20 protein-coding genes and 1 pseudogene are annotated in these 25889 nt (G+C 55.8%); 12 read left to right on the forward strand and 9 right to left on the reverse strand.

Annotation, left to right across the window (positions count from 1 at the left end; genetic code table 11):
• Positions 1-15 precede the first annotated feature (15 nt).
• The 4 genes from TU81_RS01855 (at position 16) to TU81_RS29195 (ending at position 5281) form a co-directional block, all read left to right on the forward strand.
• Positions 16-636 carry a TetR/AcrR family transcriptional regulator gene (locus tag TU81_RS01855; protein ID WP_038982986.1) on the forward strand — a complete coding sequence of 207 codons (621 nt, stop codon included), beginning with the start codon at positions 16-18 and terminating at the stop codon, positions 634-636.
• Between the two features lie 177 nt (positions 637-813).
• Entirely contained in the window at positions 814-1935 is a 1122-nt protein-coding gene (locus TU81_RS01860; RefSeq protein WP_038982987.1) for an efflux RND transporter periplasmic adaptor subunit, read from the forward strand.
• Positions 1932-5018, forward strand: a complete 3087-nt coding sequence (locus tag TU81_RS01865; protein ID WP_048393023.1) for an efflux RND transporter permease subunit — start codon at positions 1932-1934, stop codon at positions 5016-5018. The genes TU81_RS01860 and TU81_RS01865 overlap by 4 nt, the downstream gene beginning before the upstream one ends.
• Positions 5019-5128: 110 nt before the next feature.
• A complete protein-coding gene (locus TU81_RS29195; RefSeq protein ID WP_080772123.1) occupies positions 5129-5281 on the forward strand; it encodes a short-chain dehydrogenase/reductase in 153 nt (50 codons plus the stop codon).
• Positions 5282-5353: 72 nt separating this feature from the next.
• On the opposite strand, the gene TU81_RS01870 is transcribed toward TU81_RS29195, so the two are convergent.
• A complete protein-coding gene (locus TU81_RS01870) occupies positions 5354-6559 on the reverse strand; it encodes an MFS transporter (RefSeq protein WP_048393025.1) in 1206 nt (401 codons plus the stop codon).
• An 88-nt stretch (positions 6560-6647) separates the two neighbouring features.
• Entirely contained in the window at positions 6648-7670 is a 1023-nt protein-coding gene (locus TU81_RS01875; RefSeq protein WP_038982990.1) for an alpha/beta hydrolase, read from the reverse strand.
• Between the two features lie 313 nt (positions 7671-7983).
• On the opposite strand from TU81_RS01875, the gene TU81_RS01880 reads away from it, so the two are divergent.
• Both TU81_RS01880 and TU81_RS01885 read left to right on the forward strand, forming a co-directional pair.
• A complete protein-coding gene (locus TU81_RS01880; RefSeq protein WP_088500316.1) occupies positions 7984-8892 on the forward strand; it encodes an AraC family transcriptional regulator in 909 nt (302 codons plus the stop codon).
• A 355-nt stretch (positions 8893-9247) separates the two neighbouring features.
• Complete coding sequence (locus TU81_RS01885; RefSeq protein ID WP_048393026.1) at positions 9248-10549, forward strand: Nramp family divalent metal transporter; 1302 nt, start codon at positions 9248-9250, stop codon at positions 10547-10549.
• Between the two features lie 210 nt (positions 10550-10759).
• Here TU81_RS01885 and TU81_RS01890 read toward each other — a convergent pair whose 3' ends face one another.
• The 6 genes from TU81_RS01890 to TU81_RS01915 form a co-directional block, all read right to left on the reverse strand.
• Positions 10760-11911, reverse strand: coding sequence for an MFS transporter (locus TU81_RS01890; RefSeq protein WP_048393028.1), 1152 nt, complete (start codon positions 11909-11911; stop codon positions 10760-10762).
• A gap of 98 nt (positions 11912-12009) precedes the next feature.
• On the reverse strand, positions 12010-13044 hold the full coding sequence (locus TU81_RS01895) for a GlxA family transcriptional regulator (RefSeq protein ID WP_048393030.1): 1035 nt from the start codon (positions 13042-13044) through the stop codon (positions 12010-12012).
• A 24-nt stretch (positions 13045-13068) separates the two neighbouring features.
• Positions 13069-14442: an MmgE/PrpD family protein gene (locus TU81_RS01900; RefSeq protein WP_048393032.1), complete on the reverse strand. Its 1374-nt coding sequence runs from the start codon at positions 14440-14442 to the stop codon at positions 13069-13071.
• A gap of 86 nt (positions 14443-14528) precedes the next feature.
• Entirely contained in the window at positions 14529-15572 is a 1044-nt protein-coding gene (gene proX, locus TU81_RS01905; protein ID WP_080772124.1) for a glycine betaine/L-proline ABC transporter substrate-binding protein ProX, read from the reverse strand.
• A 67-nt stretch (positions 15573-15639) separates the two neighbouring features.
• Positions 15640-16605 carry a glycine betaine/L-proline ABC transporter permease ProW gene (proW, locus tag TU81_RS01910; protein ID WP_038982995.1) on the reverse strand — a complete coding sequence of 322 codons (966 nt, stop codon included), beginning with the start codon at positions 16603-16605 and terminating at the stop codon, positions 15640-15642.
• A gap of 48 nt (positions 16606-16653) precedes the next feature.
• Complete coding sequence (locus TU81_RS01915; protein ID WP_038982996.1) at positions 16654-17691, reverse strand: quaternary amine ABC transporter ATP-binding protein; 1038 nt, start codon at positions 17689-17691, stop codon at positions 16654-16656.
• A 449-nt stretch (positions 17692-18140) separates the two neighbouring features.
• Here TU81_RS01915 and TU81_RS01920 point away from each other — a divergent pair, with 449 nt between their 5' ends.
• A complete protein-coding gene (locus TU81_RS01920; RefSeq protein ID WP_048393034.1) occupies positions 18141-19094 on the forward strand; it encodes a LysR family transcriptional regulator in 954 nt (317 codons plus the stop codon).
• A gap of 99 nt (positions 19095-19193) precedes the next feature.
• Here TU81_RS01920 and TU81_RS01925 read toward each other — a convergent pair whose 3' ends face one another.
• A complete protein-coding gene (locus tag TU81_RS01925) occupies positions 19194-20429 on the reverse strand; it encodes an aromatic ring-hydroxylating oxygenase subunit alpha (RefSeq protein WP_048393036.1) in 1236 nt (411 codons plus the stop codon).
• A 362-nt stretch (positions 20430-20791) separates the two neighbouring features.
• Between TU81_RS01925 and TU81_RS30990 the strand changes: the two are divergent.
• From TU81_RS30990 to TU81_RS01945, 5 genes and pseudogenes are all read left to right on the forward strand, one after another.
• Positions 20792-20917: pseudogene (locus tag TU81_RS30990) on the forward strand (GntR family transcriptional regulator); the annotation flags it as partial.
• A complete protein-coding gene (locus TU81_RS01930) occupies positions 20914-21825 on the forward strand; it encodes a dihydrodipicolinate synthase family protein (RefSeq protein ID WP_048393037.1) in 912 nt (303 codons plus the stop codon). The pseudogene TU81_RS30990 and the gene TU81_RS01930, both read left to right, overlap by 4 nt.
• Positions 21818-23335, forward strand: a complete 1518-nt coding sequence (locus tag TU81_RS01935) for an aldehyde dehydrogenase (protein ID WP_048393039.1) — start codon at positions 21818-21820, stop codon at positions 23333-23335. Before TU81_RS01930 ends, TU81_RS01935 begins: the two co-directional genes overlap by 8 nt.
• Complete coding sequence (locus tag TU81_RS01940) at positions 23332-24678, forward strand: NAD(P)/FAD-dependent oxidoreductase (protein WP_048393041.1); 1347 nt, start codon at positions 23332-23334, stop codon at positions 24676-24678. The genes TU81_RS01935 and TU81_RS01940 overlap by 4 nt, the downstream gene beginning before the upstream one ends.
• Before the next feature lie 194 nt (positions 24679-24872).
• The gene (locus tag TU81_RS01945; protein WP_173667525.1) at positions 24873-25886 is read left to right on the forward strand and encodes a GlxA family transcriptional regulator; all 1014 of its coding nucleotides are present in this window, start codon (positions 24873-24875) and stop codon (positions 25884-25886) included.
• Positions 25887-25889: the final 3 nt, after the last annotated feature.

Here is a 25889-nt window from a genome sequence, read left to right on the forward strand (position 1 = left end):
GAGTAAGCTGCTCGCATGAATCAGCCATCCGTTTCTTCGCCCAGCGCCCGTGGCCCAGCCGATCACGACATTCGAGACCAGATTGTCGCGGCGGCCAACGAGCATTTCAGTCAGTACGGTTACGGCAAGACAACGGTTTCTGACCTAGCCAAGGCCATCGGTTTTTCCAAGGCTTACATCTACAAGTTTTTTGAATCCAAGCAGGCGATTGGTAACGCTATCTGTACCAATTGCCTGACGGAAATCGTTGCAGCTGTGGAGCAAGCCATCAATGCAGACGGCATCTCGCAGACTGAGCGTTTTCGGCGATTGGTCAAAACCCTGATCGCCACAGGTGTGAGCCTGTTCTTTAATGACCGTAAACTCTATGACATCGCGGCGTTCTCCGCCTCGGAGCGCTGGCCGAGCTCGCAAGTCTATGACGCTCAGATCAAGAGCTTCGTGTTGCAAATCGTGCGTGAGGGGCGAGAACTCGGCGAGTTTGAACGCAAGACACCGCTGGACGAGACGGTAGAGGCGATTCATCTCGCTCTGCGGCCCTTCATCAATCCTCTGCTATTGCAGTACAACCTCGATTTTGTTGAAGAAGCCCCTTCGCTCATCTCCAATCTTGTTCTGCGCAGCCTGATGCCTTGAACCTCTGCTGACGGATGCGCTGCGCATCCGTATCAGCGTGTGCGCCTAAAAAAACTGGATATCAAGCCTCTTTGCCTTGCTCTGATCAAGTGGGCGATGTTCATTCGTCTTGGTAGTGACTATTGACATAATTGGTCACTTGAATAAGCATGGGGCATCCGCTACTGAGAGGTCTCTATGATCCCGCGCCCCCACCTGTCATTCATTTTCATTGGCTTGTTGCCGTTTGCCCTAGCGGCCTGCAACGCGGCCACGCCTGCCGATCCTCGCCTTCAAGTGCCCTTGGTGCGCATCGGCGTGGTTCAACCCTCAGCGCCTGCGGCACGGGTATTCACCGGTGTCGTCGCGGCTCGAGTTCAGAGCGATCTCGGTTTTCGGGTACCTGGGAAGGTCTTGGAGCGTTTGGTGGATGCTGGGCAGAGTGTCAAGCGCGGGCAGCCCCTCATGCGCATCGATGCCAACGACCTGACGCTGACCGCGAGGGCGCAACAGGAATCGGTGCTGGCCGCTATGGCCCGAGCCCGGCAGGCCTCCGATGATGAGCGTCGCTACCGTGATCTGGTGTCCGTCGGAGCGGTATCTGCTTCAGCTTACGCAGGGTTTAAAGCGGCTGCCGACTCGGCGAAAGCCCAACTCAACGCTGCCCAGGCCCAGGCTGATGTGGCGAAAAACGCGACCGGTTATTCGACGTTGCTGGCGGATGCTGACGGGGTGGTAGTGGATACCTTGGCGGAGCCGGGGCAGGTGGTTGGTGCAGGTCAGGTGGTGGTGCGTGTTGCCCACTCAGGGCAGCGCGAAGCCGTTATCCAGTTACCCGAGACGCTACGTCCTGCGCTGGGCTCGGCGGCGACGGTTGAGCTATACGGCCAGCACCAGACTGCAGGTAAAGCGCGTTTACGCCAGTTGTCCGACTCTGCCGACCGACAGACCCGAACGTTTGAAGCGCGTTATGTGCTGGAGGGGGGGCTCTCCAACGCCACCCTGGGTTCGACGATCTCGGTGGTTATCGCTGACACGGATGTTGCTGATGCCAAGGAATTACAGGTGCCCATGGGGGCCCTCTACGACGCCGGTAAAGGCCCGGGGGTCTGGGTGGTGGGCGGGGAACCTGAGCAGGTGGCATGGCGCCCGGTCAAGGTTCGCAGCCTGAGTAACGAGGCCAGCGTGCGCGTGACGGGTGATCTGCAGGTGGGTGATCGTGTCGTCGCATTGGGTGCGCACCTATTGAATGAGGGAGAGAAAGTCAGGACAGAACTTGCCGGTGCCACGCAAAAAACGGTGGTTGAGGTGAGTCGATGAGCGGCTTCAATCTTTCGGCGCTGGCCGTACGCGAGCGCTCGATCACCCTGTTTTTGATCCTGCTGATTTCTGTGGGTGGGTTGTACGCCTTCTTCAAATTGGGGCGTGCGGAAGACCCCGCATTCACCATTAAACAAATGACGGTGGTCACCGCCTGGCCTGGGGCGACGGCCCAGGAGATGCAAGATCAGGTGGTAGAAAAGCTGGAAAAACGCATGCAAGAGCTGCGTTGGTACGATCGGACCGAGACCTTTACCCGGCCCGGCTTGGCATTCACTACGGTGTACCTGCTCGACAGCACGCCGCCCTCAGCCGTCCAGGAGGAGTTTTACCAGGCGCGCAAGAAAATCCTGGATGAGCAGAAGGGGTTGCCGTCCGGGGTGATCGGCCCGATGGTCAATGATGAGTATTCCGATGTCACCTTCGCGCTCTATGCGCTCAAGGCCAAGGGCGAGCCGCAACGTCTGTTGGTGCGCGAAGCCGAGAGCTTGCGCCAGCGTCTGCTGCATGTGGCGGGTGTGAAGAAGGTCAACATCATCGGTGAACAGGCCGAGCGCATTTTTGTCGAGCTGTCCTACGAGCGTTTGGCGACACTGGGCATTTCCGCACGAGACATCTTCAGTGCGTTGAACACGCAAAACATGATAACGCCGGCCGGCTCAGTTGAAGCGAAGGGCCCACAGGTTTTCATCCGCCTGGATGGCGCGTTTGATGACCTGCAGAAGATTCGCAATACCCCACTGACGGTGCAGGGCAGAACCCTCAAGTTGTCCGATGTGGCTGAGGTCAAGCGCGGTTATGAGGACCCTGCGACGTTCCTGGTACGCAACAATGGCGAGCCCGCATTGTTGCTCGGCGTGGTCATGCGCGATGGCTGGAACGGTCTGGACCTGGGGAAATCGCTGGAGGCTGAGGCGACAGCGATCAACGAGCAAATGCCTTTGGGCATGAGCCTGACCAAGGTCACGGATCAGGCGGTGAATATTGGCGCGTCCGTCAACGAGTTCATGGTGAAGTTTTTTGCTGCCCTGGGCGTGGTGCTGCTGGTGTGTTTTCTCAGCATGGGCTGGCGTGTTGGCGTTGTGGTTGCCGCGGCGGTGCCGCTGACCCTGGCGGCCGTGTTCATTGTCATGGCGGCCACGGGCAAGGACTTCGATCGAATTACCCTGGGCTCGTTGATTTTGGCGCTGGGGCTGCTGGTGGACGATGCAATCATTGCCATTGAAATGATGGTGGTGAAGATGGAGGAGGGCTACGACCGAATCAAGGCCTCCGCTTATGCCTGGAGCCACACGGCCGCGCCGATGTTGTCGGGGACGTTGGTGACGGCGATCGGCTTTATGCCCAACGGTTTTGCCAAGTCGACCGCTGGTGAGTACACCGCGAACATGTTCTGGATCGTTGGCATTGCGCTGATCACTTCCTGGGTGGTGGCCGTGGTGTTTACCCCTTACCTGGGCGTCAAACTGCTGCCGCAGATCAAGGTGCCTGAAGGCGGGCATACGGCGATTTACGGTACACCGAACTACCAGCGTTTCAGGCGCCTGCTGGGCGGTGTGATCCGCCGCAAAGGCCTGGTGGCGACATCCGTCGTGGGCTTGTTCGTTGTTGCGATTCTGGGCATGGGCGTGGTCAACAAGCAGTTCTTCCCAACGTCCGACCGACCTGAGGTGTTGGTTGAGGTGCAGATGCCTTACGGCACCTCTATCGAACAGACTGATGTGGCGGCGGCCAAGGTCGAGGCGTGGTTGGCTCAGCAGCCGGAGGCCAGGATCGTCACCGCATACATTGGCCAGGGCGCGCCGCGCTTCTACTTGGCGATGGCCCCTGAACTACCCGATCCATCCTTCGCCAAAATCGTCGTCCTGACCGCGAATCAGCAAGAGCGTGAAGCGCTCAAGCTCCGCCTCAGACAAACCGCGGCCGATGGCTTGGCGCCTGAAGCTCGGGTGCGGGTAACGCAGTTGGTATTTGGTCCTTATTCACCGTATCCGGTGGCCTTCCGGGTGATGGGCGCCGACCCCGCGGTGTTACGAGATATCGCCGCGCAGGTGCGTGCGGTCATGAGCGCCAGCCCCCTGATGAGGACCGTCAACACCGACTTGGGCGAGCGCGCACCGGCACTTCATCTCACGCTGGATCAGGATCGCCTGCAAGCATTCGGCTTGACCTCGAGCGATGTCGCGCAACAGTTGCAATTCCTGCTAACGGGGGTGCCTGTCACCGAGGTGCGTGAGGACATTCGTGCTGTTCAGGTGGTGGCTCGTTCCGCTGGGGAGACGCGTCTGGATCCGTCGAAAATTGCCGCCTTCACGCTGACCGGCGCTCAAGGCCAGCGCGTGTCGCTGTCCCAGGTAGGGGCGGTGGATGTGCGCATGGAGGAGCCCATCCTGCGGCGTCGTGATCGGACGCCGACCATCACCGTGCGCGGTGACGTGGCTGAAGGTCTTCAGCCCCCCGATGTCTCCAACGCCTTGATAACGCAGTTGCAGCCGATCATCGAAAAACTGCCGGCGGGCTACCGCATTGAGTTTGCTGGCGCGATCGAGGAGTCGGGTAAAGCAAACAAGGCATTGCTGCCGTTGTTCCCGATCATGATCGCGTTGATGTTGCTGACCATCATCATTCAGGTGCGCTCGATGTCGGCAATGATGATGGTGTTCGCCACCGCGCCTTTGGGCCTGATTGGAGTGGTGCCAATTCTGCTGTTGTTCCAGCAGCCGTTCGGGATCAACGCCTTGGTGGGATTGATTGCCTTGTCAGGGATTCTGATGCGCAACACGCTGATCCTCATTGGCCAGATTCACTCCAATGAGCAAGCCGGCCTGTCGCCTTATGACGCAGTGGTCGAAGCCACTGTGCAGCGCGCGAGGCCCGTGATTCTCACGGCGTTGGCGGCGATGCTGGCGTTCATTCCGCTGACCCATTCGGTGTTCTGGGGAACGCTGGCGTACACCCTGATTGGCGGTACGTTTGCCGGCACCGTGCTGACCCTGGTGTTCCTGCCAGCGATGTACGCCCTCTGGTTCAAGATCAAGTCTGAAGCCTCACAGGAACTCTCGACACATGTACGTCCTGCCTGATTGAGCGGGCAAACGTTCGCGAGGGCGAGCGTTACGCCTTCTCAAGGCTGGCCGAAGACAATACGAAATCATGGCCCTGATAAACGGGGTCATGACGAAGAGCGGCCGATGTGCCTGCGCCCGCTAACGTACTTGGCCGTTATGGATCGCCGGAGGAAGATATTGCGCCGGTGGTGCTGTTCCTCGCCAGCAAGGATGGGCAATTTCTGACGGGATACAGCCTGACGCCGGACAGTGGCCAAATCATCGACAGCGCACGCTGATTTACCGTCCAGCCTGTGAACGATTGCTCCACCGGAACCACAAGAAACGCCTTGGCGTGTCTTGTGGTTTTTTCATGCGATGTTCACCGATGCAACCGGCTCCCGCGTGGCTGCGCGTGCAGCCAGGAAGGCAAGAGCAGCCGCCACGCCCAGCAACGCGGCGCTCAACTCGAAGGTTGCTCGATAGCCGCTCGAGTCAAACACCAGCCCGCCAACGGTTGCACCCGAAGCAATGGCCAGTTGAATGATCGCCACCATTAAGCCGCCTCCCGCTTCAGCAGCCTCTGGCAATGTTCTGGCCAGCCATGTCCACCATCCCACCGGGGCCGCCGTTGCAACCAGTCCCCAGAGACCCAACAAGACAGTAGTGGTCGCCGCCGAGCTGCCGAATGAAACGAGCGCCAGTGCGATCGTTGCCATCAAGATCGGTATGACGATGAGGGTGCGATGCAGGCCATTTTTCAAGAAGGCTTCAATCAGGAAGGTTCCCGCGAGGCCCGCCAGACCGAGGACGAGCAACATCAGCGAGAGCATGGAAACACTGGCGTGCGTGACCGTTTCAAGGAACGGGCGCAGGTAGGTAAACAGCATGAACTGACCCATGAAAAAGACACTGACCGCCACCATGCCTAACGCGACCGGTAGGATTTTCATCAGCCTGAAGACATTCCCAGTGCCTGAACCACTTTGCGACTTCATCGCCGGGAGGCTAAACAGAAGCCAGACAGAGGCGATTACCGCGACCGGGATGACGCACAAGAAGGCACCGCGCCAGCCGATCAACTCGCCAAGGAAACTGCCCAACGGCGCTGCAATCACTGTTGCCAGAGCGTTGCCGCCGTTGACGATTGCCATGGCGCGAGTGATCTGGTCTTCAGGCACCAGGCGCATGGCGGTTGCCGCCGACAGCGACCAGAAGCCGCCTATCGCTACCCCGATCAACGCGCGGCCGATCATGAATACCCAGTAATTCGGCGCGAAAGCGACCACTGTTCCCGAGACGATCATCAGCACAGTCAGAGACAACAGCAGAGGTTTGCGGTCGACCCGCGCCGCCACCGAAGCGATCAGGAGGCTGGCGAACAGCGCAAACAGCCCAGAGACAGAAATGCCCTGGCCCGCTTGCCCCTCGGTGATATGCAGATCGGCGGCAATCGGCGTCAGCAGGCTGACGGGCATGAATTCCGACGCCACCAGCACGAAGGCTGCAAGTGACATGGCGAATACGGCGCCCCACGACTGTTCGGCTTTCCGGGGGACGGGAGAGTGGTTGGTCATTGATTGAATCCTGTCATGCGCGAAGCGTCGCGGCCCCGTGAACGAGGCCGCGAGAGAGAGCCGGTGCCCGGCCAGGGCGCCGATCAGGCTACTTCAGGTTGCTTTTGAAGAACGAGGTCAACTTGGCGAATGGAATGAGGTTGACTCGGTCGTAGAGATCCACATGCCCGGCATCAGGAATGATGAGCAGTTCTTTGGGTTCGGCAGCGCGTTTGTAGGCGTCCTCACTGAACTCGAGTGAGTGGGCCTGGGCGCCAGCAATGAACAGCAGCGGGCGAGGGGAGATCGTCTCGATGTCGTTGAACGGATAGAAGTTCATGAATTTCACGTTGCTGGTCAGCGTCGGCATGGTGGTTGTCTGCGCCGACGCACCGGCAGGCGTAACCTCTCCTCGTGGAGTGCGGTAGAAGTCGTAAAACTCGTCACCCACGGCGTTTCCGGTCAGTTTGAGTGGTGAGCCGCTGGTATAGCGGGTCTGGCCACCCTGGAACTCCACGTCGCGCTGCTGCGCCGCCTCGCGAATGATCTGCTGGCGCTGTTCAGCCGTTACACCGTGCTTGAGACCATTACGATTGGCCGCGCCCATGTCGTACATGCTGACGGTGGCGATGGCCCTGAGACGCGGATCAATCTTGGCCGCGCTGATGGCGAAGCTGCCGCTGCCACAGATGCCGATAACACCGATACGCTCACGATCAACAATGGGTCGAGTGCCGAGAAAGTCCACGGCGGCACTGAAGTCTTCGGCGTAGATATCAGGCGAGACTGCCTGACGAGGCGTGCCCTCGCTTTCACCCCAGAAGGATAAATCCAGCGACAGCGTGACAAATCCCTGCTCGGCCATTTTGGTGGCGTACAGGTTTGCACTCTGTTCCTTTACCGCGCCCATGGGGTGACCGACGATGATGGCGGCATTTTTTGATTTCGGGTCGAGGCCCTTCGGAGTGAACAGATTGCCCGCCACGTTCATACCGTACTGATTCTTAAAGGTGACCTTCTCCACCGTCACTTTTTCGCTTTTGTAGAAATTCTCTGCGCCGTTCGACCTATCGGCGCCCATTGAAGAAAAAGAGGTAACAAGCAGCCCGAGGGCAAGCAAAATGCCTTTCACTGGATAGTCCTTTCGATTGAGTGGTTATTCGCTGGCGTCTTTCGCTTGGCCAGCCAATGTGGCGTTGTCGATCACGGGGAACGGCGAATGATCTGCAAAGGCTCAAGGGGTTTGTCGCCCGCATGAGCACCATAGGCTTGTACAAGCATGGGAGAGTCCTCGATGGTGTGTCGGATGAACATTCTCCCGCTCTGCCCAGAGGCTCTGTAGTGCAATCCGCTGGATTACTTGCTTGATTCTATGAGTCTGCGTTCTATTGCAGGACGCTTGCGTGTGGGCGAGTTAGAGTTCAGCGAAGAGGTACGAGACGAACATGATGACCCAACACGAAACCGCCGCATCGCCCCAGGAGGCGCTCGCCCAGATCATTGGCTCGCGGGTCTTGAAACCCGGTGACTACGCAACCTCGATTGCGGGCCTCGGCTTCTTCAGGCGCGAACACCCGTCGCCGCCCGTTGTTTGCATGGTCGAACCGAGCATCATTCTTGTCGCCCAAGGCGAGAAACAGCTGTGGGTAGGCGGTGAGGGTTATCCGTATGACACCTCGCGTTTTCTGGTCACCTCACTGGATTTGCCGGCCAACTCGCAGGTGCTAGCGGCGAGCCCGGAGCAACCGTGCCTGGGGCTGACGTTCAAGCTCGATTTGCGCATGCTGGCAGAGCTGATTGCGCAGAGTGACCTGCCGCCCACCCGTGAACGTTCAGTCGCGAAAGGGGTAGGCATCGGTTCAGTGACCGCAGCCATGCTGGCGCCGTTCGAGCGCTTGTTGGCGCTGCTCGATGAGCCGGAAGCTATTCCTGTTCTCGCCCCTTTGATCCAGCGTGAAATTCACTACCGTCTCTTGAAAAGTGATCAGGCGGGCAGGTTGCGGCAAATCACTTCTGTCGATGGCCAGGGCTATCGAATCGCCAAAGCCATCGATTGGCTGAAGTTGAATTACACCTTGGCCCTTCGCGTCGACGACCTTGCCGCCCGGGTACAGATGAGCACGCCGACCTTTCACCACCATTTCCGTCAGCTCACCGCGATGAGCCCATTGCAGTACCAGAAATGGCTACGGTTGAACGAGGCGAGGCGCTTGATGCTCAACGAGCATCAGGATGTATCGAGCGCGGCGTTCAAAGTCGGCTATGAGAGCCCTTCGCAGTTCAGCCGCGAATACAGCCGACTGTTTGGCGTCGCGCCTAAACGAGATATCTCAATGTTGCGAGGGGCAGGCTAGCGACAGGGTGAGGTCATTCAAAAATGGTGGTGGGTTCACGGCAAACACCTTGCGCTGCGTTTTATGGATGACCGCCAAACCATGGAGGTTGGAATGAGCCAACTCCAGACCTCCATGCGTCGCGTCTTTTTCCGCCCGAAGATATTGTTTTTCTCAGGTTGGAAAGAGACGTAGTGGCTACTGCGCATTGTTTGCGTGACTTTGTCCCGGTTCGATGCCATCCACGCAGCCCGACGCCAACCCGCGAGCTTGAAACATTTCTAAACACACTTGTATAAGAAATGTTGTACGACGTCTTATCTGTTGTGTTCGACTGCGCTCGTTCTCACAAAAAAAATAAATGGAGATACCCTCTATGACGAGCATTCCTTCCGTCGAAGGCCAGGCTGCGGCGCCCGCTCAAAACCGATTTTCCCGAATTCTCAAACTGCTGGGCCCCGGAATCATCGCCGTACTGTCCTGGCTGGGCGCTGGTGACCTGATCACGTCGTCCGTGGCCGGTGCCAATTACGGTTACGCAATGATGTGGGTGCTGGCGGTCTCTCTGCTCTTGAGATACCTGATCGTCAACATCATCGCTCGCTTCCAGTTGTGCAATAACCAGGGCATGACCATCCTGCAAGGCTATGCGCAGCTGAATCCCTTTTTCGCCTGGTTCATGCTCGTCTATGCCCTGCTGATGGGGCACTTGATGAACGCCTACATGATCAAGGGGGCGGGTGAGTCGCTGGCGATGCTGTTGAAAATCGACCAGCCACTGCTGTGTTCACTGGCGGTGGTACTCGCGGTGTGGATGCTGGTGGGTCGAAATATTTATTCGATGATCGAAGGCGTGATGAAGGTGCTGCTGGCGATCATGACCCTGGCCTTTATTGCCTTGGCCGTGATGTCCGGTCCCGATGTCGTCGGCATCGTCAAAGGCACCATCGGCTTCAGCATCCCGCCGGATGAGGGCGTGCATGGCGCGCTGCTGGTGGCGGTATCGGTTATCGGCGCGGTTGCAGGCTCCATTGCCAATTTCGTGCATCCGTATGTCATGCGCCAAAAGGGCTGGACAGGGCCGCAGCACAAGCGTGTTCAACGTAACGATTTGCTGTTTGCAGTGTTCGTCGGGATCGTCATCAACCTGGCCATCTGGATCGTCGGCGCGGAAATCCTGCGGCCCAACGGCATTGAGGTGAAGACCTTGGGTGACTTGGGCACGGCGCTGGAAATCTTCTTCGGCCCGATGGGTTGGTACGTGTTCTTTATCGGCGTGTTCGCGACACTGTTTGCCAGTATTTCCGGCAAGACCACTGCATTCCCGATGCTGATTACCGATGCTTTCCAACACGTTCTCCCCAAGCGTCGCGAGAAGTACGGCAAAGAGTTTCATCATGATCCGATGCATAAATGGTTCATGCTGTTCATCCTCGTGACGCCATTGATCTGGTCACTGCCAGGCATGCCGGACTTCGTGACCCTGACCATTGGTGTCAGCGCGTTGAACATCATTGGCTTGCCGGTCATTTCCCTGGGCCTGCTGATCATGTCCAACCAGAAGAAGCTGCTGGACAAGAAATATCGCAACAACCTGTTTGAAAACATCGCGCTGCTTTTTGCTACAGGCCTCGCGCTGTGGGTCGCCTTCCAGTTGGGCGTCGATCTGTTTACCTGACACCCTGCCGCCGAGGGGACGCAACGTCTCCTCGGCGGCCAACGTTCAGTCAGAAAACACGGCTATGCCTAACATTTCCTGAAAATAAAGCATCCGGTGTTCCTTTCTCGACTTTCTGGCTGGTCAATTACGGCGACGAGAGTAATCCGTCGTATGCCGATCTTGAAACATCCTCGCTTTTGGGTTGAAAGCGCGCCTGAAAAGATTCGGTTAATTGCGAAGTAATCGAGCGGTCGCACTGACAAAAACCAGCAGAACACTCACGCAACCCAGAGCGAATGACAAGGTGCTTAGATGGGCGACTGCTCCGATAAATACGGGACCGATCAGAATGCCCGCGTAGCCCATCGAGATGACAGCGGGGATGGCTACCGCCTGTGGCATCCGTTGCTGGCGGCCTACAGCGGTAAAGAGCACTGGGACAATGTTTGAGCATCCAGCACCGACCAGAGCGTAGCCAATCAAGGACGCGACCCAACCTTCGATCCCAAGCGACACCACCATGCCTGCGGCTGCGCAGAGTCCGCCAAGTGCAACGACGCGCACACCGCCAAGTTTGCTGACGATGGCATCTCCTGTCAGGCGGCCCACCGTCATCGCAGCGGCGAAGGATGCGTAGCCCAAACCGGCGATGCTCGGCTCTAACCCTCGGCTCGAGACCAGGAAAACCGCGCTCCAGTCGAGGATTGCGCCTTCAGTGAGGAAGACGATGAAACAGAGCGCTCCCAAAAACAGCACGATACCCCTGGGCACCGCGAACATGGGTCCACCCCGTTCAGTGCCATAAGTCAGAAAAGCAGGCGCAGCCTTGTAAAGCGCTCCCAATACTGTGGCAACGATGCAGAGCGCAGCAATCAACGGATGCAGGCCCAAGGTCAGCAGAGCGGTCATCGCCCCGGCGCCCAATATGCCTCCGACGCTGTAAAGGCCATGGAAGCCGGACTGAAGTGCCTGCCCGCTGTTTTTCTCGACGATGACGGACTGTATATTCATGGCGCAATCAAGCATGCCCATGCTGGCACCGAAGATAACGACAGCGATGACCAGTCCAGGCAGCCACGCCACGGTGCTCAACAGCGGAAAAACGGCACACAAGACAATCGTCGCCCAGATTACGACCGGTCGGCATCCATAGTGTGCAGTGAGATACCCAGCGAAGGGCATGGCCACAATAGATCCACCGCCCAGGCCAAGCAGCAGCAACCCCAGGCCACCATCGTCCAGACCAGCGCGGGCTTTAACCAATGGGACCAGAGGCGCCCATGCGGACATGAGTAAGCCCGCGATAAGGAAGGCGATGCGTGTAGACATCCGCTCGCTGTGGTTAGCCGTGGGTACCAATATCGGCGATGGAGCATTCATAATTCTCGGTAATCCTTATCGATGACGCTCGCCATCGTTTACTCGGCTTAGACGGTGCGGGTTTCGTATGTTTGTCGCGTGCCCGGGTTTCGGAAAACTTAGCGCCTGCGCTCATACGTTGCTCTGTAACTGCTTGGCGCAACGCCAAAGAAGTCACGAAAGCGCATATGGAAGTTGGCGAAACTACAGAAGCCGGTCGCAATCGCGATATCGGTGATCGGCCGATTGCTCTGCAGAATAAGCTGCCGCGCTCGAGTCAAGCGCAGCTCAAGGTAGTAGCGTGTGGGCGTCGCACCCACAAAACGGCAGAAGCGACGCTCCAATTGTCGTCGGGAAATGTTCACACACTCAGCCAGTTCGTCGATCGATAGCGGCTCTTCGATGTTCTTTTGCATCAGTTCTAAAGCGAGCTTCAGGGTTTGTGGCAAGGTGGGATCAGAGTCAACTATGACGGTCGATATCCCTGAGACTTCAGAGGTTTGATCGCAACTGAGTATTTCCTCGACAGCATGGGTCAGCGACACGTCTTGTTTAGCGGTGATGAGCTCCAGCATCATGCGTAACGAGCTGCTGGCGCCGGCGCACGTGATACGGTTTTTGTCTATTACGTGAGTTCGACAAGAGACCAGCACCTTGGGAAAAACATCCTCCATCATCGCTCGCCCGTCTGGATGGAAAGCACACTCGACACCATCCATAAGCTGAGCTTCCGCCAGGAAAAATGCACCGTTCCACAAACCGCCCATGGTCGCGCCAAGAGAGGCGACGTTACGTAGCTTGCGACGTAATAGCGGGTCGCTGATCAGTTTGACCCGTAAACCCCCGGCGACAATCAGAACGTCGATACGATCCGGTAGTTGTGAAAGCTCCAAGTCTGCTGAAATCGCAATACCCAGATCGCTCATCACCAGACGGCTCCTGATGCCGACAGTCAACACCTCAAACGCTGGTGTCTCGCTAATCAGGTTGGCGGTCACCAGCGCATCGATAGCGCCGGTGAACGACATCATCGAGAAATTGTTCAAAAGCACGAAAGCTACACGAGTCACTGCCTGCGGCTTTACTGGTTTCTCCGCCGTATAGGAGTACCCCATGTTTTTGTCTTTGAGCACGCTCTCGAATACGAATGGCATAAATCCTCTTTGACACCTGAACGACTAGCCAAGAAACCGTTGCGGAATCCAGGGAGCGGTTTTTGTAGCGGACAGCAACAAATCAAAGAACGATTGGCAGTCATCACTACCGGGCAATGCTTCAACACTGTTCTTGATGGCATTGCTGAGTGTGGATCCCAGACTGTCATCAGCCAGTAAATGGTATTTAGCAGCGAATTCGTCGCTCGACATAGGGTTGCCGGGGTCGCCCTTGGCTGTCGCGGTTGGGCTCGTAAGACACGTGCCGTCTTTCAGGGTAACCGTGACGCGGGACAGAATTTCCTCCGGGAACCTGGTGGACAGGTCAGGCGCCTCATGAAGGGTTATTTTCGCGCTGATACTCAAGATGTCTGGCGCATGAATGGAATCCCCGGTGACCTCTTTAGGTCCCAGCTTGCCGCGAACGATCAAGGCAGCCAGCGGGAACGCTAGCGCATACTGGGCCTCGTCCGCATTCTTCGGAAAATGCCCCTGCAAACACACAGACTCGTGGAACGTTTCGACATCAATGGTCTCGATCAACTCCGCAGTGATGGCTGGATGTGCTCGCATCAAATCGGTCATGGCCGTGAGTGCCGGTTGCGCCCAGCGACATACCGGCCACGGTTTGAAATATTGCTCGTCGATTTCCCAGCGGGTTCCAATGTCCTGCCAGAAAGTGGAAATCTCCAAAGGTTCAACGGTGGCGGCAGGAGCGCCAGTGACACCGAGCTGCGCCATCAGTAGTGCGTTCAGTCCGGCATACGCCCCGGCGCCGTGAGCATCACGCAACATCGTCGGAAAGCTCACCAGGCGCATCATCGGGCACCTGGGGCCAAAGTATTCCGCGATACCCAGCGCATGACGGAACGTCGTTTCATCAAGCTTCAGCAAGCGGGCGCCAGCGCAAACGACCCCGATCCCGGAAAAGGCGCCTGAGGCATGATATTCAGGGGCAGTGGCCATCAATGCCTGGCCCGCCCGCAAAGCGGTCTCGTAACCGATGCACAGTGCGCTGAGGAATTCTTCGCCACTGATGTCTTTGCCCTGACTGCGATACGCGTCAACCAATGCAACAATGGCCGGGACAACGGTTGCACCCGCATGCCCCTTGGAGGTGAAGTGACCTTCATGTGCATCCAGGCTATCAACGCAGAAACCGCCTGCATACGCGGCGCCCAATGGATGTACGGCTCTGCCGTCGAACCAAAGGCGGCTGGACAGCTTGTTGGCAGAGTAGTGGGTGTCTGCGTAGGTTTTGAGCATCACGCTGGTTTGATTGTCGCGAGCACCGGCGGCCACACCAATGATGTCGAGCAGGCAAGTTTTAACCAACTCGCGTGTATGCAGGGGCGCGTCCTTGTAACTGAAATTCTGGACGAATGAATACAACTGCATTTCATGATTCCTGAATGATGAACGCCGAAACGGATAAAAAGTTGCCCGGGGCAGGGCAACCTTTTATGCAGATTTAAATGAAGGAACTATTTTTTTGCGGTGGCGGTATTAGCCGCGGCTCGTGCGTCTGCCAGCCAGCTGTCGTATTTCGCGCGATGGGCCGCGATCCATTCTTTGGCGTGACGAGTAATGTCAGCTGCACTTTTTTCACCATTGTGCATTTTGAGATTTTGCGCGCTTTCATCGTCGGTAGTGATCTGCATTTCAGACAGGAACTTCACGGCAGCCGGATTTTTCTCGGCGAACTCTTTGTTAATAACCGCTTTGACACTGTCTACAGCGAAACCAAGGTTTTTACCATTAAAGGTAGTGTTGACATCGTTTTTGCCACCTGGAAGATCCGTACGCGGCACGGTTAACCAGACAACATCTTTGCCTTCGACCAGAACACCGGAGATCCACTGAGGTACCCAGGTGTAGTAGAGAATCGACTTACCTTGTTTATAACGAGCGATGGTGTCCGCCATCAGGGCAAAATAGGAACCCTGGTTATTTGTGACGGTTTTTTCCAGGCCATAGGCTTTCATATGGTGCGCAATGATGAGCTCACAGCCCCAACCGGGATTGCAACCTGTCAGGTCGGCTTTACCGTCGCCATTACTATCGAACAGCTTGGCAATTTCTGGTTTTTTCAAATCATCGATAGTGGTGATGTGATACTCATCAGCCGTTTTCTTATCGATCATATAGCCCTGCAACACACCCGGCATAATGTCGCCGGTTTTCACCATCGTCTCATCGCCGCCGGCCTTCTGGTAGAAAGATTTGTGCAGTTCCTCCCACAAATGCACTGAGAAATCCGCGTCACCATTGGCAAGCGCAACCATCATGGTGGAGTACTCGGTTTCCTTTGGTGTTTCAACGTCGTAGCCCAACTCCTTGAGACCCGCCATTGCAATCTCTCCGCGAAACCGCTCCTCGGCGATTGACGGAAAGATCGGGGTGATGGATACCCCTTTTCCGGGCTCCTGCGCCGTTGCGGCCGATGCAAACACAGGTGATACCGCTAAAACTAAAAGCGCCACAGAATGAATGAATTTCTGTTTTATTCCGAAGGTTGTGAAGTTCATTATCGTTTACCTTGGCTGGGTTACTAAGTTGGCATTTCTTTTTGTTCACAACGCGCCGCTAAGCGGGTTAACTTTCTTTGGGACTAACTTCTATTTTTGTAACAGTGTTTTTTCTCTTCAGGCGATAAATGACACCCGCCGGGCCGGTCTGGTACCAGTGTTCACCTTTGGTTGCCCTGTTACTGCGTTCGCCCATTGCCTGAGTCAGGCGGTCAAGGAAAATCGCCAGCAATACCAGCCCCAATCCACCGACGGTTGCCAAGCCCATATCAAGGCGACCAATCCCGCGAAGCACCATCATCCCCAACCCGCCCACCGAAATCATTGATGCGATCACCACCATGGAAAGTGACAACATTAATGCCTGATTCAGGCCCGCCATGATCGTCGGTGCAGCTAAAGGAAGTTGAACCCGCCTCAGCATCTGGCGTGGGGTGCATCCGAATGCCCGGGCGGCCTCAACCTTGTCTTCCGGTACCTGGCGAATTCCCAGATTGGTGAGCCGCACGAGTGGTGCTACCGAAAAGATGATCGTGACCAGTACGCCCGGTACGTTGCCGATACCAAACAGCATCACGACGGGTACCAGGTAAACAAATGCGGGCAGCGTTTGCATGGCGTCGAGTACCGGACGCAGAAGCATCTCCAGTCGGTCACTACGGGCACACAAGACACCTAGTGGTATGCCAATAACTGCGCAGAAAAACAGTGAAGTGAGCACCAGAGCAAGGGTAATCATGGCGTCATTCCACACGCCGATCACGCCTAATAGCGTAAGAGTAACAAAGCAAAGAATACCTATTCTTTTTCCGCCTACCTGCCAGCCAAAGAGCGTGGCGATAATAATGAATATTGACGGAGGAATGGCCAGTAGTCCGTACTGAATACCATTAAGTACCTGGTCGATTGGCCATCTTATCGAGCGGAATACCTCGCGGAAATTCTGAACCATATAATTAAGGGCAACTTCTACCCATTGGCCCAAAGGGACGTTGATGGATTGAAACGGGTCTAGAAAGCTGAATTCGTTCATGCTAATCACCTGAATGTCCGAGCCTGGCAAGCCAGCGAGTAGAGCCTATTAGTGACGGCTCATTGTCTGGAGCAGTAGGCTCTTGGAGATCGTGCCTTTGAACACACCCTGGCGATCCAGCACGGCAACCGGATTAACTGCATCGGCAACGATGTGGAAGACGTCCTGCAGGAGTACATCGTCGCGTAGCGTAGGCGTGGATTGATCCATGGCGTACGGATGCTCTGCGCAAATTTTGGCAACATCACCCGCCTTGAGGATCTTCGAGGCATCAAAGCCTTTGAAGAAAGCCCTGACGTAATCGTTCGCGGGGTTGCAAAGCAACTCTTGCGGGGTACCGATCTGAACTACCCGACCACCCTCCATGATCGCAATGCGATGGCCGATGCGAATCGCCTCGTCAATGTCATGGGAGATGAAGATGATGGTGCGATGCTGTTCTGCCTGCAGGCGGATCAGTTCGCCCTGCATTTCGTGGCGAATCAACGGGTCAAGTGCCGAGAAGGCTTCGTCCATCAGCAGGATGGCGGGGTCGTTGGCCAGCGCTCGGGCCAGGCCTACCCGCTGTTGCATACCGCCGGACAGTTGGTGCGGATAGCTGTAGGCGTGGCCATCGAGCCCCACCTGTTTAAGTGCCTCGAGAGCACGCTTATGCCGTTCACTTTCCTCGACGCCCGAGATTTCCAGGCCGAAAGCAACGTTGTCGATAACACTCATGTGGGGCATCAGGGCAAACGACTGAAACACCATGCTCATGTCTTTGCGACGAACGCTGAGAAGATCGGCGTCCGACAGACCAGTGATTTCTTGTCCGTTAAGATGGATCGTTCCGGAGGTTGGCTCGATCAGTCGATTGAACAACCGCACCATCGTCGACTTCCCGGAACCGGAAAGCCCCATGATGACGAAAATCTCTCCACGTTTTACGGAGAAACTGGCATCAAAAACGCCAACGACTTGACCGGTTTTGCTGAAAATTTCACTTTTATCAGCACCGCGAGCCAGCATCTCCATCGCGAGCTTTGGCTGAGTACCAAAGACTTTGTAAATGTTTTTTACCGAGAGTATCTCGTCACCAAGACTCATAACCCCTCCTGCTGCAAATACGACGTAAGATCAAGAGTTTAGATATACGTATCTTAATCAGTTAAGACGGTGCTTATAAGGGCAGTCAAGCTGGGAGAAAGGTTGGGAGTTAGTCATTGTGACCATCCTCTTTATTATGTGATGTTTATTATTCTTGTTTTATCGACGCTGAATTGGGCAGTGCCTTGAGTGACAAGTTATTACCTAATAGAGTCAGCGTCTAACAACATTTCTTCCGGCCAATCAATAACGTCATGTTATCAATTAATTAGTCGTATCAATTTACGACTGCGACAGTGCTGGTTGCGAAGGGGACTGCCGCTGGCCCTGTCTTAGACCCTCTGTTTCAGCTACGCTCCAGCATAGGTTCTAGGTGGAAACCCTCTTGCCGATCTCGTCCCTAACGGCCCTCCCAAGGGCCCCGAACCGGATATTCAATACTCTAGGTTATGGTTAAGCACATCGATCCAGACATGACGCTGCTGAAAATGCCGTCTCTGAAAGCAGTGAAGTCATTCGTAGCCGCCGCCAAATATCAGAGTTTTACGCGTGCGGCTGAAGCGCTGTGCGTTACTCAAGCGGCAATTAGCCGTCAGATTCGGGAGCTTGAGGCGTACCTTGGGGTGGATCTCTTCAAGAGGGTGGGGCGAGCAGTCGAGTTGACGGAAGCCGGATCCATCTTTTTTGATGCGGCACAGTTATCTTTCGTCAACATTTCCCAGGCGGCGGAGCGCATTCGCACCAACAATGCAGGCAAACGCACGTTGACGCTTTGCTGTTCTCCCGCGTTTTCAGCCCTCTGGCTCGCAGCGAAGCTACCGGGGTTTTTTACCAAGAACGCAGACATCGACCTCAATCTGGTAACCACTCAAAACTTTTTATCGATGGAGCCGGGTGTAACTCCGGACATCTTCATCACCAAAATGGCCAGGATTCAGGATGGCTACCGCAGTTATCCGTTGTTTCATGACGTCATCTACCCGGTGTGCACACCTCGTTACAAAGAGGAGCACCCTGAACTGTCCAGCCTGGAAGGATTACGCGACGGGGTTTTGCTAAACCTCAGCCCCTATGGCAGATCCCAGGTAGCGGAGCACGTTGACTGGGGCGTTTGGCTGGCTTATCACGATGTTGATATCGAGAAACGTCCCCACGACAGCCCTCACGTCTTCAACGCGAACGACTACAACCTGGTAATCAGCATGGTGTTAACCCACCAAGGCGTAGCGCTGGGATGGAATCACCTGGTCGAAAACCTGATCGAAAACGGCACGCTGATTCGTCCGATCGAAGAAGAAGTGGTTCTCCATGAAAGTCAGCACTATCTGACATTTCGTGAAGACCGGATCAATGACGACGCCTGTTGCCGGCTACGCGACTGGATCCTCGCCCAGTTTTCCTGAGCTGTTTAGAAGATAGGAGCACTGGCGGAGCAGTGACTCGGATGGCGTGGATGTACCGGTGGTGATCATTCGTGGTTCTCACCACCGGCAGTGTTGCCCTTAGCCGACAGATCTTAACGGGATCGTGTCATTGAGCTGCTCAAGCATCGTTTTGCAGTACCAATCATCAAACTGACATACACCAATTTCGCTGGCCACCGACAATGGACCCGGCTCGTAAGCAGGAGAGCTGACGCCAACCTGTGCGCCTTCAACCAAGGTGCGATCCTGGTCATTGGTTGCAAGCCAAACCTTGGTCAGGCGATCGATGTCGTAGTCGACACCTTCCTGCGCGTCCTTCTTGACGAGCCATTTTGTAGTGACCATTGTCTCGCCCGGACCAAGGGGCAGGACGCGGAAGCTCAGCGCGTGATCGCCCAGAAAGTGGTTCCAGGTTGATGGGTAGTTGAAATAAAGCAGCGCACCGATGTTGGCTTCACCGGTTGTGTCCAACCGGCCAGCGACCGCAGGCTTGCCATCCATGGTGTAGCTGACGGCCCCGGAAAACAGGGGGATGCGCGTCATGCGGAAACGACCTTCATCATCCATGACCAATCGGCTAGGCAGACCTGCCGCCTCGCAGCGATCCCAGTGCTCTTTGAGTTCGAGATCTTCATCGCCGCCGGCGCCGCCCACTGATGGGTTGTCCACGAATGAGTGCATCAATTCCGGGTGAGTGCAGTCGCAGTGGTAGCACTCACGGTTGTTCTCGAAAACCAGTTTCCAGTTGCCTTTCTCGATGATGTTCGACTCAAACGCGACTTTGCAGTCGTCCAGATTATGAGGCGCAACGAAAGGGGTGACGGATTTTCTGAACGAAGAAAAGTCTGGGGCGACGTCAGCAACACACACATAGATGTATGTTTCGACGACCTCACAATGCACGGACTTCAACCCATGCTGAGACTTGTCGAAATCGTCCCCCATGTTCCCGGCGAACAGCAGGCGGCCATCCAGTTCGAATGTCCATTTGTGGTAAGGGCACACCAGCTTGGCGACCTTGCCGCTTGCTTCCGGGCACACCTTGGAACCGCGATGACGGCAGGAGTTGTGGAAGGCCCGAATCTGTTTGTCTGCGCCACGGACGACCGCGACGGGGTAGTCGCCGACTTGCAGCGACAGGTACTGACCCGACTTCTCCAGCTCAAATGTGTGCCCTGCGAAGATCCAGCTTTTGTGCCAGATCTGTTCCAGATCCTGCCTGTAAACATCTGGGTCGCTATAGAGGGCACCTGGCAGCGCATGGTCAGGCTTGCGCTGCGCAATAAGATTTGAAACTGCCGATTTAGTGCTCACGGTCAACACACTCCAAAATACCAAAGGGACGACAAAAGACCATTGTTTGCATCAATCTCGATATTAGGTAACGCCATTTCGCCAATAAAATATCGCTGTTGTAAAGACTACGTCTGCAATCACACCCCAACAAGAAACTTTTACGCTTATCAATACATAAACAAATGTTATCGATCGATAGCGTAGCGTTAAGATGCTATTCGTAACCAATTGAATTTAAAGGATAAATATTTTTCGACTCTGTGCGCTATATCGCTTTAAAGATGTCTGCGCGGGGAAGACACGCTATTGACCACTCTATTGCCCCATGCCAGTCTGGATTCAACAGCTAACGGTACTTAGTCAGTAAAACAACCTCTGGCGATCTCGTGTTTGAGCATTGGCAACTGTCCCGTGAAAACATGGAGATTTTTATCGCGCCTCAAGGCATCAAAGCTGACGCGCTCGTTGATCTTCCACCTAACTCGCATTCGGAGCATTTATCTTGAAATTTGAAGGTATCTATACGCCAGCAGTAACGCCTTATAACTCTGATGGGGAGATTGACTGGAATGTGTACTCGGAAGTTTTGGAGTCGCTGATTGAGGCGAAGGTGCACGGCATTGTTATCGGCGGGTCGACCGGCGAGTATTATGCGCAGACTTCGGAAGAACGCACCGAGTTGGCGGCCTACGCCAAAGATGTGATTGGCACTCGGGTGCAACTGATCGTCAGTACCGGGGCGATTCGCACCGAAGATGCGGTTCAGTACGCCAAGGATGCGAAATCGATCAAAGCGGACGCGATTCTCGTCACGTCCCCACCTTACGCGCTGCCAACCTCACAGGAAAACGCGATTCACGCGCTCACTATCGATCGCGCAGCGGACTTGCCGATCATGCTTTACAACTATCCGGGGCGCATGTGCGTTTCGATGGATGAAGAATATTTCACACGTGTCAGTCAATCGAAAAACGTCATCGCCATCAAGGAAAGTTCCGGCGACATGGGCCAGGTGCATAGGCTGGCCCGGCAGTTCCCCAACATCGCCTTGTCCTGCGGATGGGACGACCAGGCCCTCGAATTTTTTGCCTGGGGCGCCCGCAGTTGGGTGTGCGCAGGTTCCAACTTCCTGCCCAAGGAACACGTTGCGCTTTATGAAGCCTGCGTGATCGAAAAGAACTTCGACAAAGGCCGTCAAATCATGTCGGCAATGATGCCGCTGATGAATGCGTTGGACGGTGGCAAGTTCGTGCAATCGATCAAGTACGGCTGCGAAGTTGCCGGATTGAAAGTCGGTAACGTGCGCCTGCCATTGCAGCCACTTGAAGCGGACGAAAAGCAGAGTTTCGCATCGGTCATTACTGAACTCAAACGTAACGTAGCCAACATTACTTCGGGAGCCAGCCATGGGTGATCTTCTGAGCAAGGCCGAATATGCCGCTTTGGCCAAAGACATTTCGTTGCCATCCAAGGCGTTCATCAATGGCGCGTTTAAACCCGCGATCTCGGGCAAAACCTTCGCCACGAACAATCCGGCGACCGGTGAGTTTTTGACCGACGTCGCAGCTTGTTCGTCCGAGGATGTCGACTTCGCGGTGAGCAATGCCAAGGAGGCCTTTGAGGATGGACGCTGGAGATCTATTTCTCCTCGGGAGCGCAAAGCTGTTCTGTTGAAGTTTGCAAACCTGCTCGAAAGCCATCAACACGAACTGGCCGTCCTCGAAAGCCTCGATAGCGGCAAACCGGTCAGTGAATGTCAGTTGGTCGACATCCCGGACACCATCCACACGATCCGCTGGCACGCAGAACTGATTGACAAGATTTATGACAACACCGCCCCGGTGGGCAGCGACGCGCTGACCATGGTAGTTCGGGAGCCGATCGGCGTGGTGGGCTGCGTATTGCCCTGGAACTTCCCGCTGCTGATGCTGGCCTGGAAAATCGGCCCGGCGCTCGCTGCGGGCTGTTCGGTCATCGTCAAACCTGCTGAACAAACCTCGCTGACCACGTTGCGTGTCGCTCAACTGGCGTTTGAAGCCGGTATACCCGCTGGTGTACTGAACATTGTGACTGGCACGGGCAAAGAGGTCGGTGAGCCGATCGGTTTGCATAACGATGTCGACATGGTGAGCTTCACCGGCTCCACCGCGACCGGCCGCCGCTTCCTGCATTACGCCGCCGATTCGAACCTGAAACGCATCGTGCTTGAGTGCGGCGGGAAAAACCCGGCCGTGGTGATGGACGATGCCCAGGATCTGGATCTCGTCGCTCAGCATGTCGTCAACGGCGCGTTCTGGAACATGGGCGAAAACTGCTCCGCGACGTCACGTCTGATCGTCCATGCGTCTGTTAAAGACGAGCTGCTAGAGCGCATGGGCGCCTACATCCGCGAATGGAAGATGGGCGACCCACTCGATCCGGAAAACCGCGTAGGGTCGCTGGTCAGCCCTGAGCATTTTGCCAAAGTGAAGTCGTACCTTGAGCACGCCGCCGCCGGAAAGCTTGAAGTTGTTTACGGTGGCGCGACCAAAGATGGTGCCTTTGTAGAGCCAACGGTGATTGACGGTGTCGGTCGAGACAACCGTCTGTTCCAGGAAGAGATCTTCGGCCCGATTCTCTCGGTCACCACCTTCAACACGATCTCCGAAGCCATTGCCCTGGCCAATGACACGGTATACGGCCTGGCGGCCTCGGTTTATACCGGCAGTCTGCGTCGGGCGATCAAGTTGTCGCGTGAAATTCGTGCCGGCATCGTCACCGTGAACTGCTTTGGCGAGGGCGATGCATCGACGCCTTTCGGTGGCTACAAGGAATCCGGGTTCGGCGGTCGGGACAAATCCATTTTTGCCCATGACCAGTACACCGAAATCAAAACCATCTGGATCGATGTGTCTGATCGGTCGGATGAAGAGACCGAAAAATGAGCACCCATACCATCAAGCGCCTGCCGGTAGACACCGGGGTTTCAGGTTGGGAGGCGATTTCCGCACGCACTGCGCCTGTCCGCATGCTTGATGGAAACGTGACGGCGGACTGGCTGATTATCGGGGCCGGGTTTGCCGGCCTGTCCGCCGCTCGCAGACTTTCACAGCTGCACCCGGGTGACAGCATTGTTGTGGTCGATGCGCATGAAGTCGCCAAGGGGCCGTCGGGCAGAAACTCTGGCTTCATGATCGATGTGCCGCACAGTCTGTCGTCCGGGGAATACTCCGTGGCGAGTGAGTCTGCAACGGCGCTGGAGATTACGCAAAATCGTTTTGCGATTGCTTTTGCCGCTGAAGCCGCGCGGGAGTACGGCATGTCTGCCGACACGTTCGACCCTTCCGGGAAGATCAACGCGGCCGCCACTGAGCGGGGATTGAAGCTGAACGTCAATTACGCTCAATCCCTTGAACGCATTGGCGAGAAGTTCGAGATGTTAGATGCCGCGCAAATGCGCGAAATCACCGGGTCCACCTATTACCACGGTGGGATCTACACCCCCGGCGCAGTGATGATTCAACCCGCGCAATACATTAGAGACCTGGCAGCAGGGCTCGAAGGGAAAATCACGCTGTTCGAACGCTCTCCGATTATTGAATTGACCAAGCAGGGAAGTGGTTGGATCGCTCGATCTCATAACGGGACGGTGCAAGCACCCAAGGTCATTCTTGGGGTCAACGGCCACATTGAAGACTTTGGCCATTATCAAGGACGCCTGTTGCACGTCTTCACTTACGCCTCCATGACAGCGGCGTACAGTGATGATGCATTCAGGAAAGAGGTGCCGGGCAAAGCCAGGTGGGCGTTGTTGCCGGCGGATCCAATGGGCGCGACCGTTCGCAAGATATCTTCAGACGGTCTCTCGCGTATTGTCATTCGGACAAAGTTCACCTATGACCCGAGTATCCAGGTCACTCCAGAGCGGGTAGCTGCGGTGGCCAAAGAACAGCGACATTCCTTGGATGCCCGCTTTCCCGAATTGAAATCCACTGCGTTGGAGTTCAGCTGGGCCGGCCGCCTGTGTTTGAGCCGTAACAGCGCCGCTGCATTTGGCGAGATCGAAGAAAACCTGTATTCGGCTTGCTGCGAAAATGGGTTGGGTACTGTGAAAAGCACCCTGGCAGGTGTGATGGCTGCGGAGTTGGCGTCGGGTACGCGTTCGGAGTTTCTCGATAGCTTCAGTCACGCACCAGGCCCCAGCAAGCTACCCCCCAAGATAATAACGAAGCTGGGTGTCAGTTCGGTTATTCGCTGGCATGAGTTTTGGGCCGGGCGAGAAGGTTAACAAGTTAAGTCGTCGGCTTTTCCAATAAAGGCCGTTTAACAAGTCACTACTAAGGGATGGCAAAGGCCGTATAGCCCAAGGGTTCCAGCTCGCATAAACAGTTTGGTCACGGCGTCAGCGGTTGGTTCTTCGATGCGCAGATTCAACCGTGGTTTGCACAAAGGCTGCTTTTTTTAGTGTAAGCGAGGCGTAAAGTGATCGAACGGCGAGATTTCAGCGGGTGTATGAAAGGTGAAAACCTGCGCTATCTGGAAGAGACTCGGAGTGAGCCGACAGCTCATGCCCGGGCAGGATTTTTACTGCTCGAACACTTCTCGTTGCCTGCATTTACGCAAGCGCTCGATACGATAGTCACCGCCAACCTTCTGCATCCCACGTCGTTCTCTTCACGAACCTTCGGGTTGCAAGACGGTGAAGTAACCAGCGACCTTGGCCTGGTCATTCGGCCTGATTCGCGTCTGGAGGTCGCAGCACTTAAAGACCTCAATTTGTTGGTCGTATGCGGCGGCTACCGCACGGAACTCAAAGTCAATCACGAGCTGATCAGCCTCCTCAAAACAGCATCAGAGTTTGGTATCACACTGGCCGGACTGTGGAATGGGGCGTGGTTTTTGGGCGTGTCAGGTTTGCTTGAAGGGTATCGTTGTGCGATTCATCCCGAGCACCGACCTGCACTCGCAGAAATTTCAAAAGTCACGCATGTCACCAGTGAAGCATTTGTCGTGGATCGAGACAGGCTCACGGCGTCGAGTCCAGCGGGTGCTTTTCACATGGCTCTGGAGTGGATCAAGGGGCTGCACGGCAAGGCGCTCGTCGAAGGCATCGAAGACATTCTTTCTTTCGAAGAGTCGCGGTATCGGCGCATCAAACCGACGCAGAACATCTCGTTGAGCGCCCCCCTCAAAGAGGTGGTCAAACTGATGGACGCCAACCTGGAAGAGCCGTTGCAAATGGAGCAACTGGCGGCCTATGCCGGACGTTCCCGTCGACAAATAGAGCGTTTGTTCAAAGAACAACTGGGTAGCACACCGCAACGGTATTACCTGGAATTACGCATTACCGAAGCACGGCGATTGCTTCAGCACACAGAGCTGTCTCAGGTTGATGTGCTGGTCGCATGCGGCTTTGTTTCACCGAGCCATTTCAGCAAATGCTACAGCTCGTATTTTGGTTACCGGCCTTCGAGAGAAACGCGGCTGGTGAAGTAAAGA

This window comes from Pseudomonas lini, from assembly GCF_001042905.1.
GTDB lineage: Bacteria > Pseudomonadota > Gammaproteobacteria > Pseudomonadales > Pseudomonadaceae > Aquipseudomonas > Aquipseudomonas lini.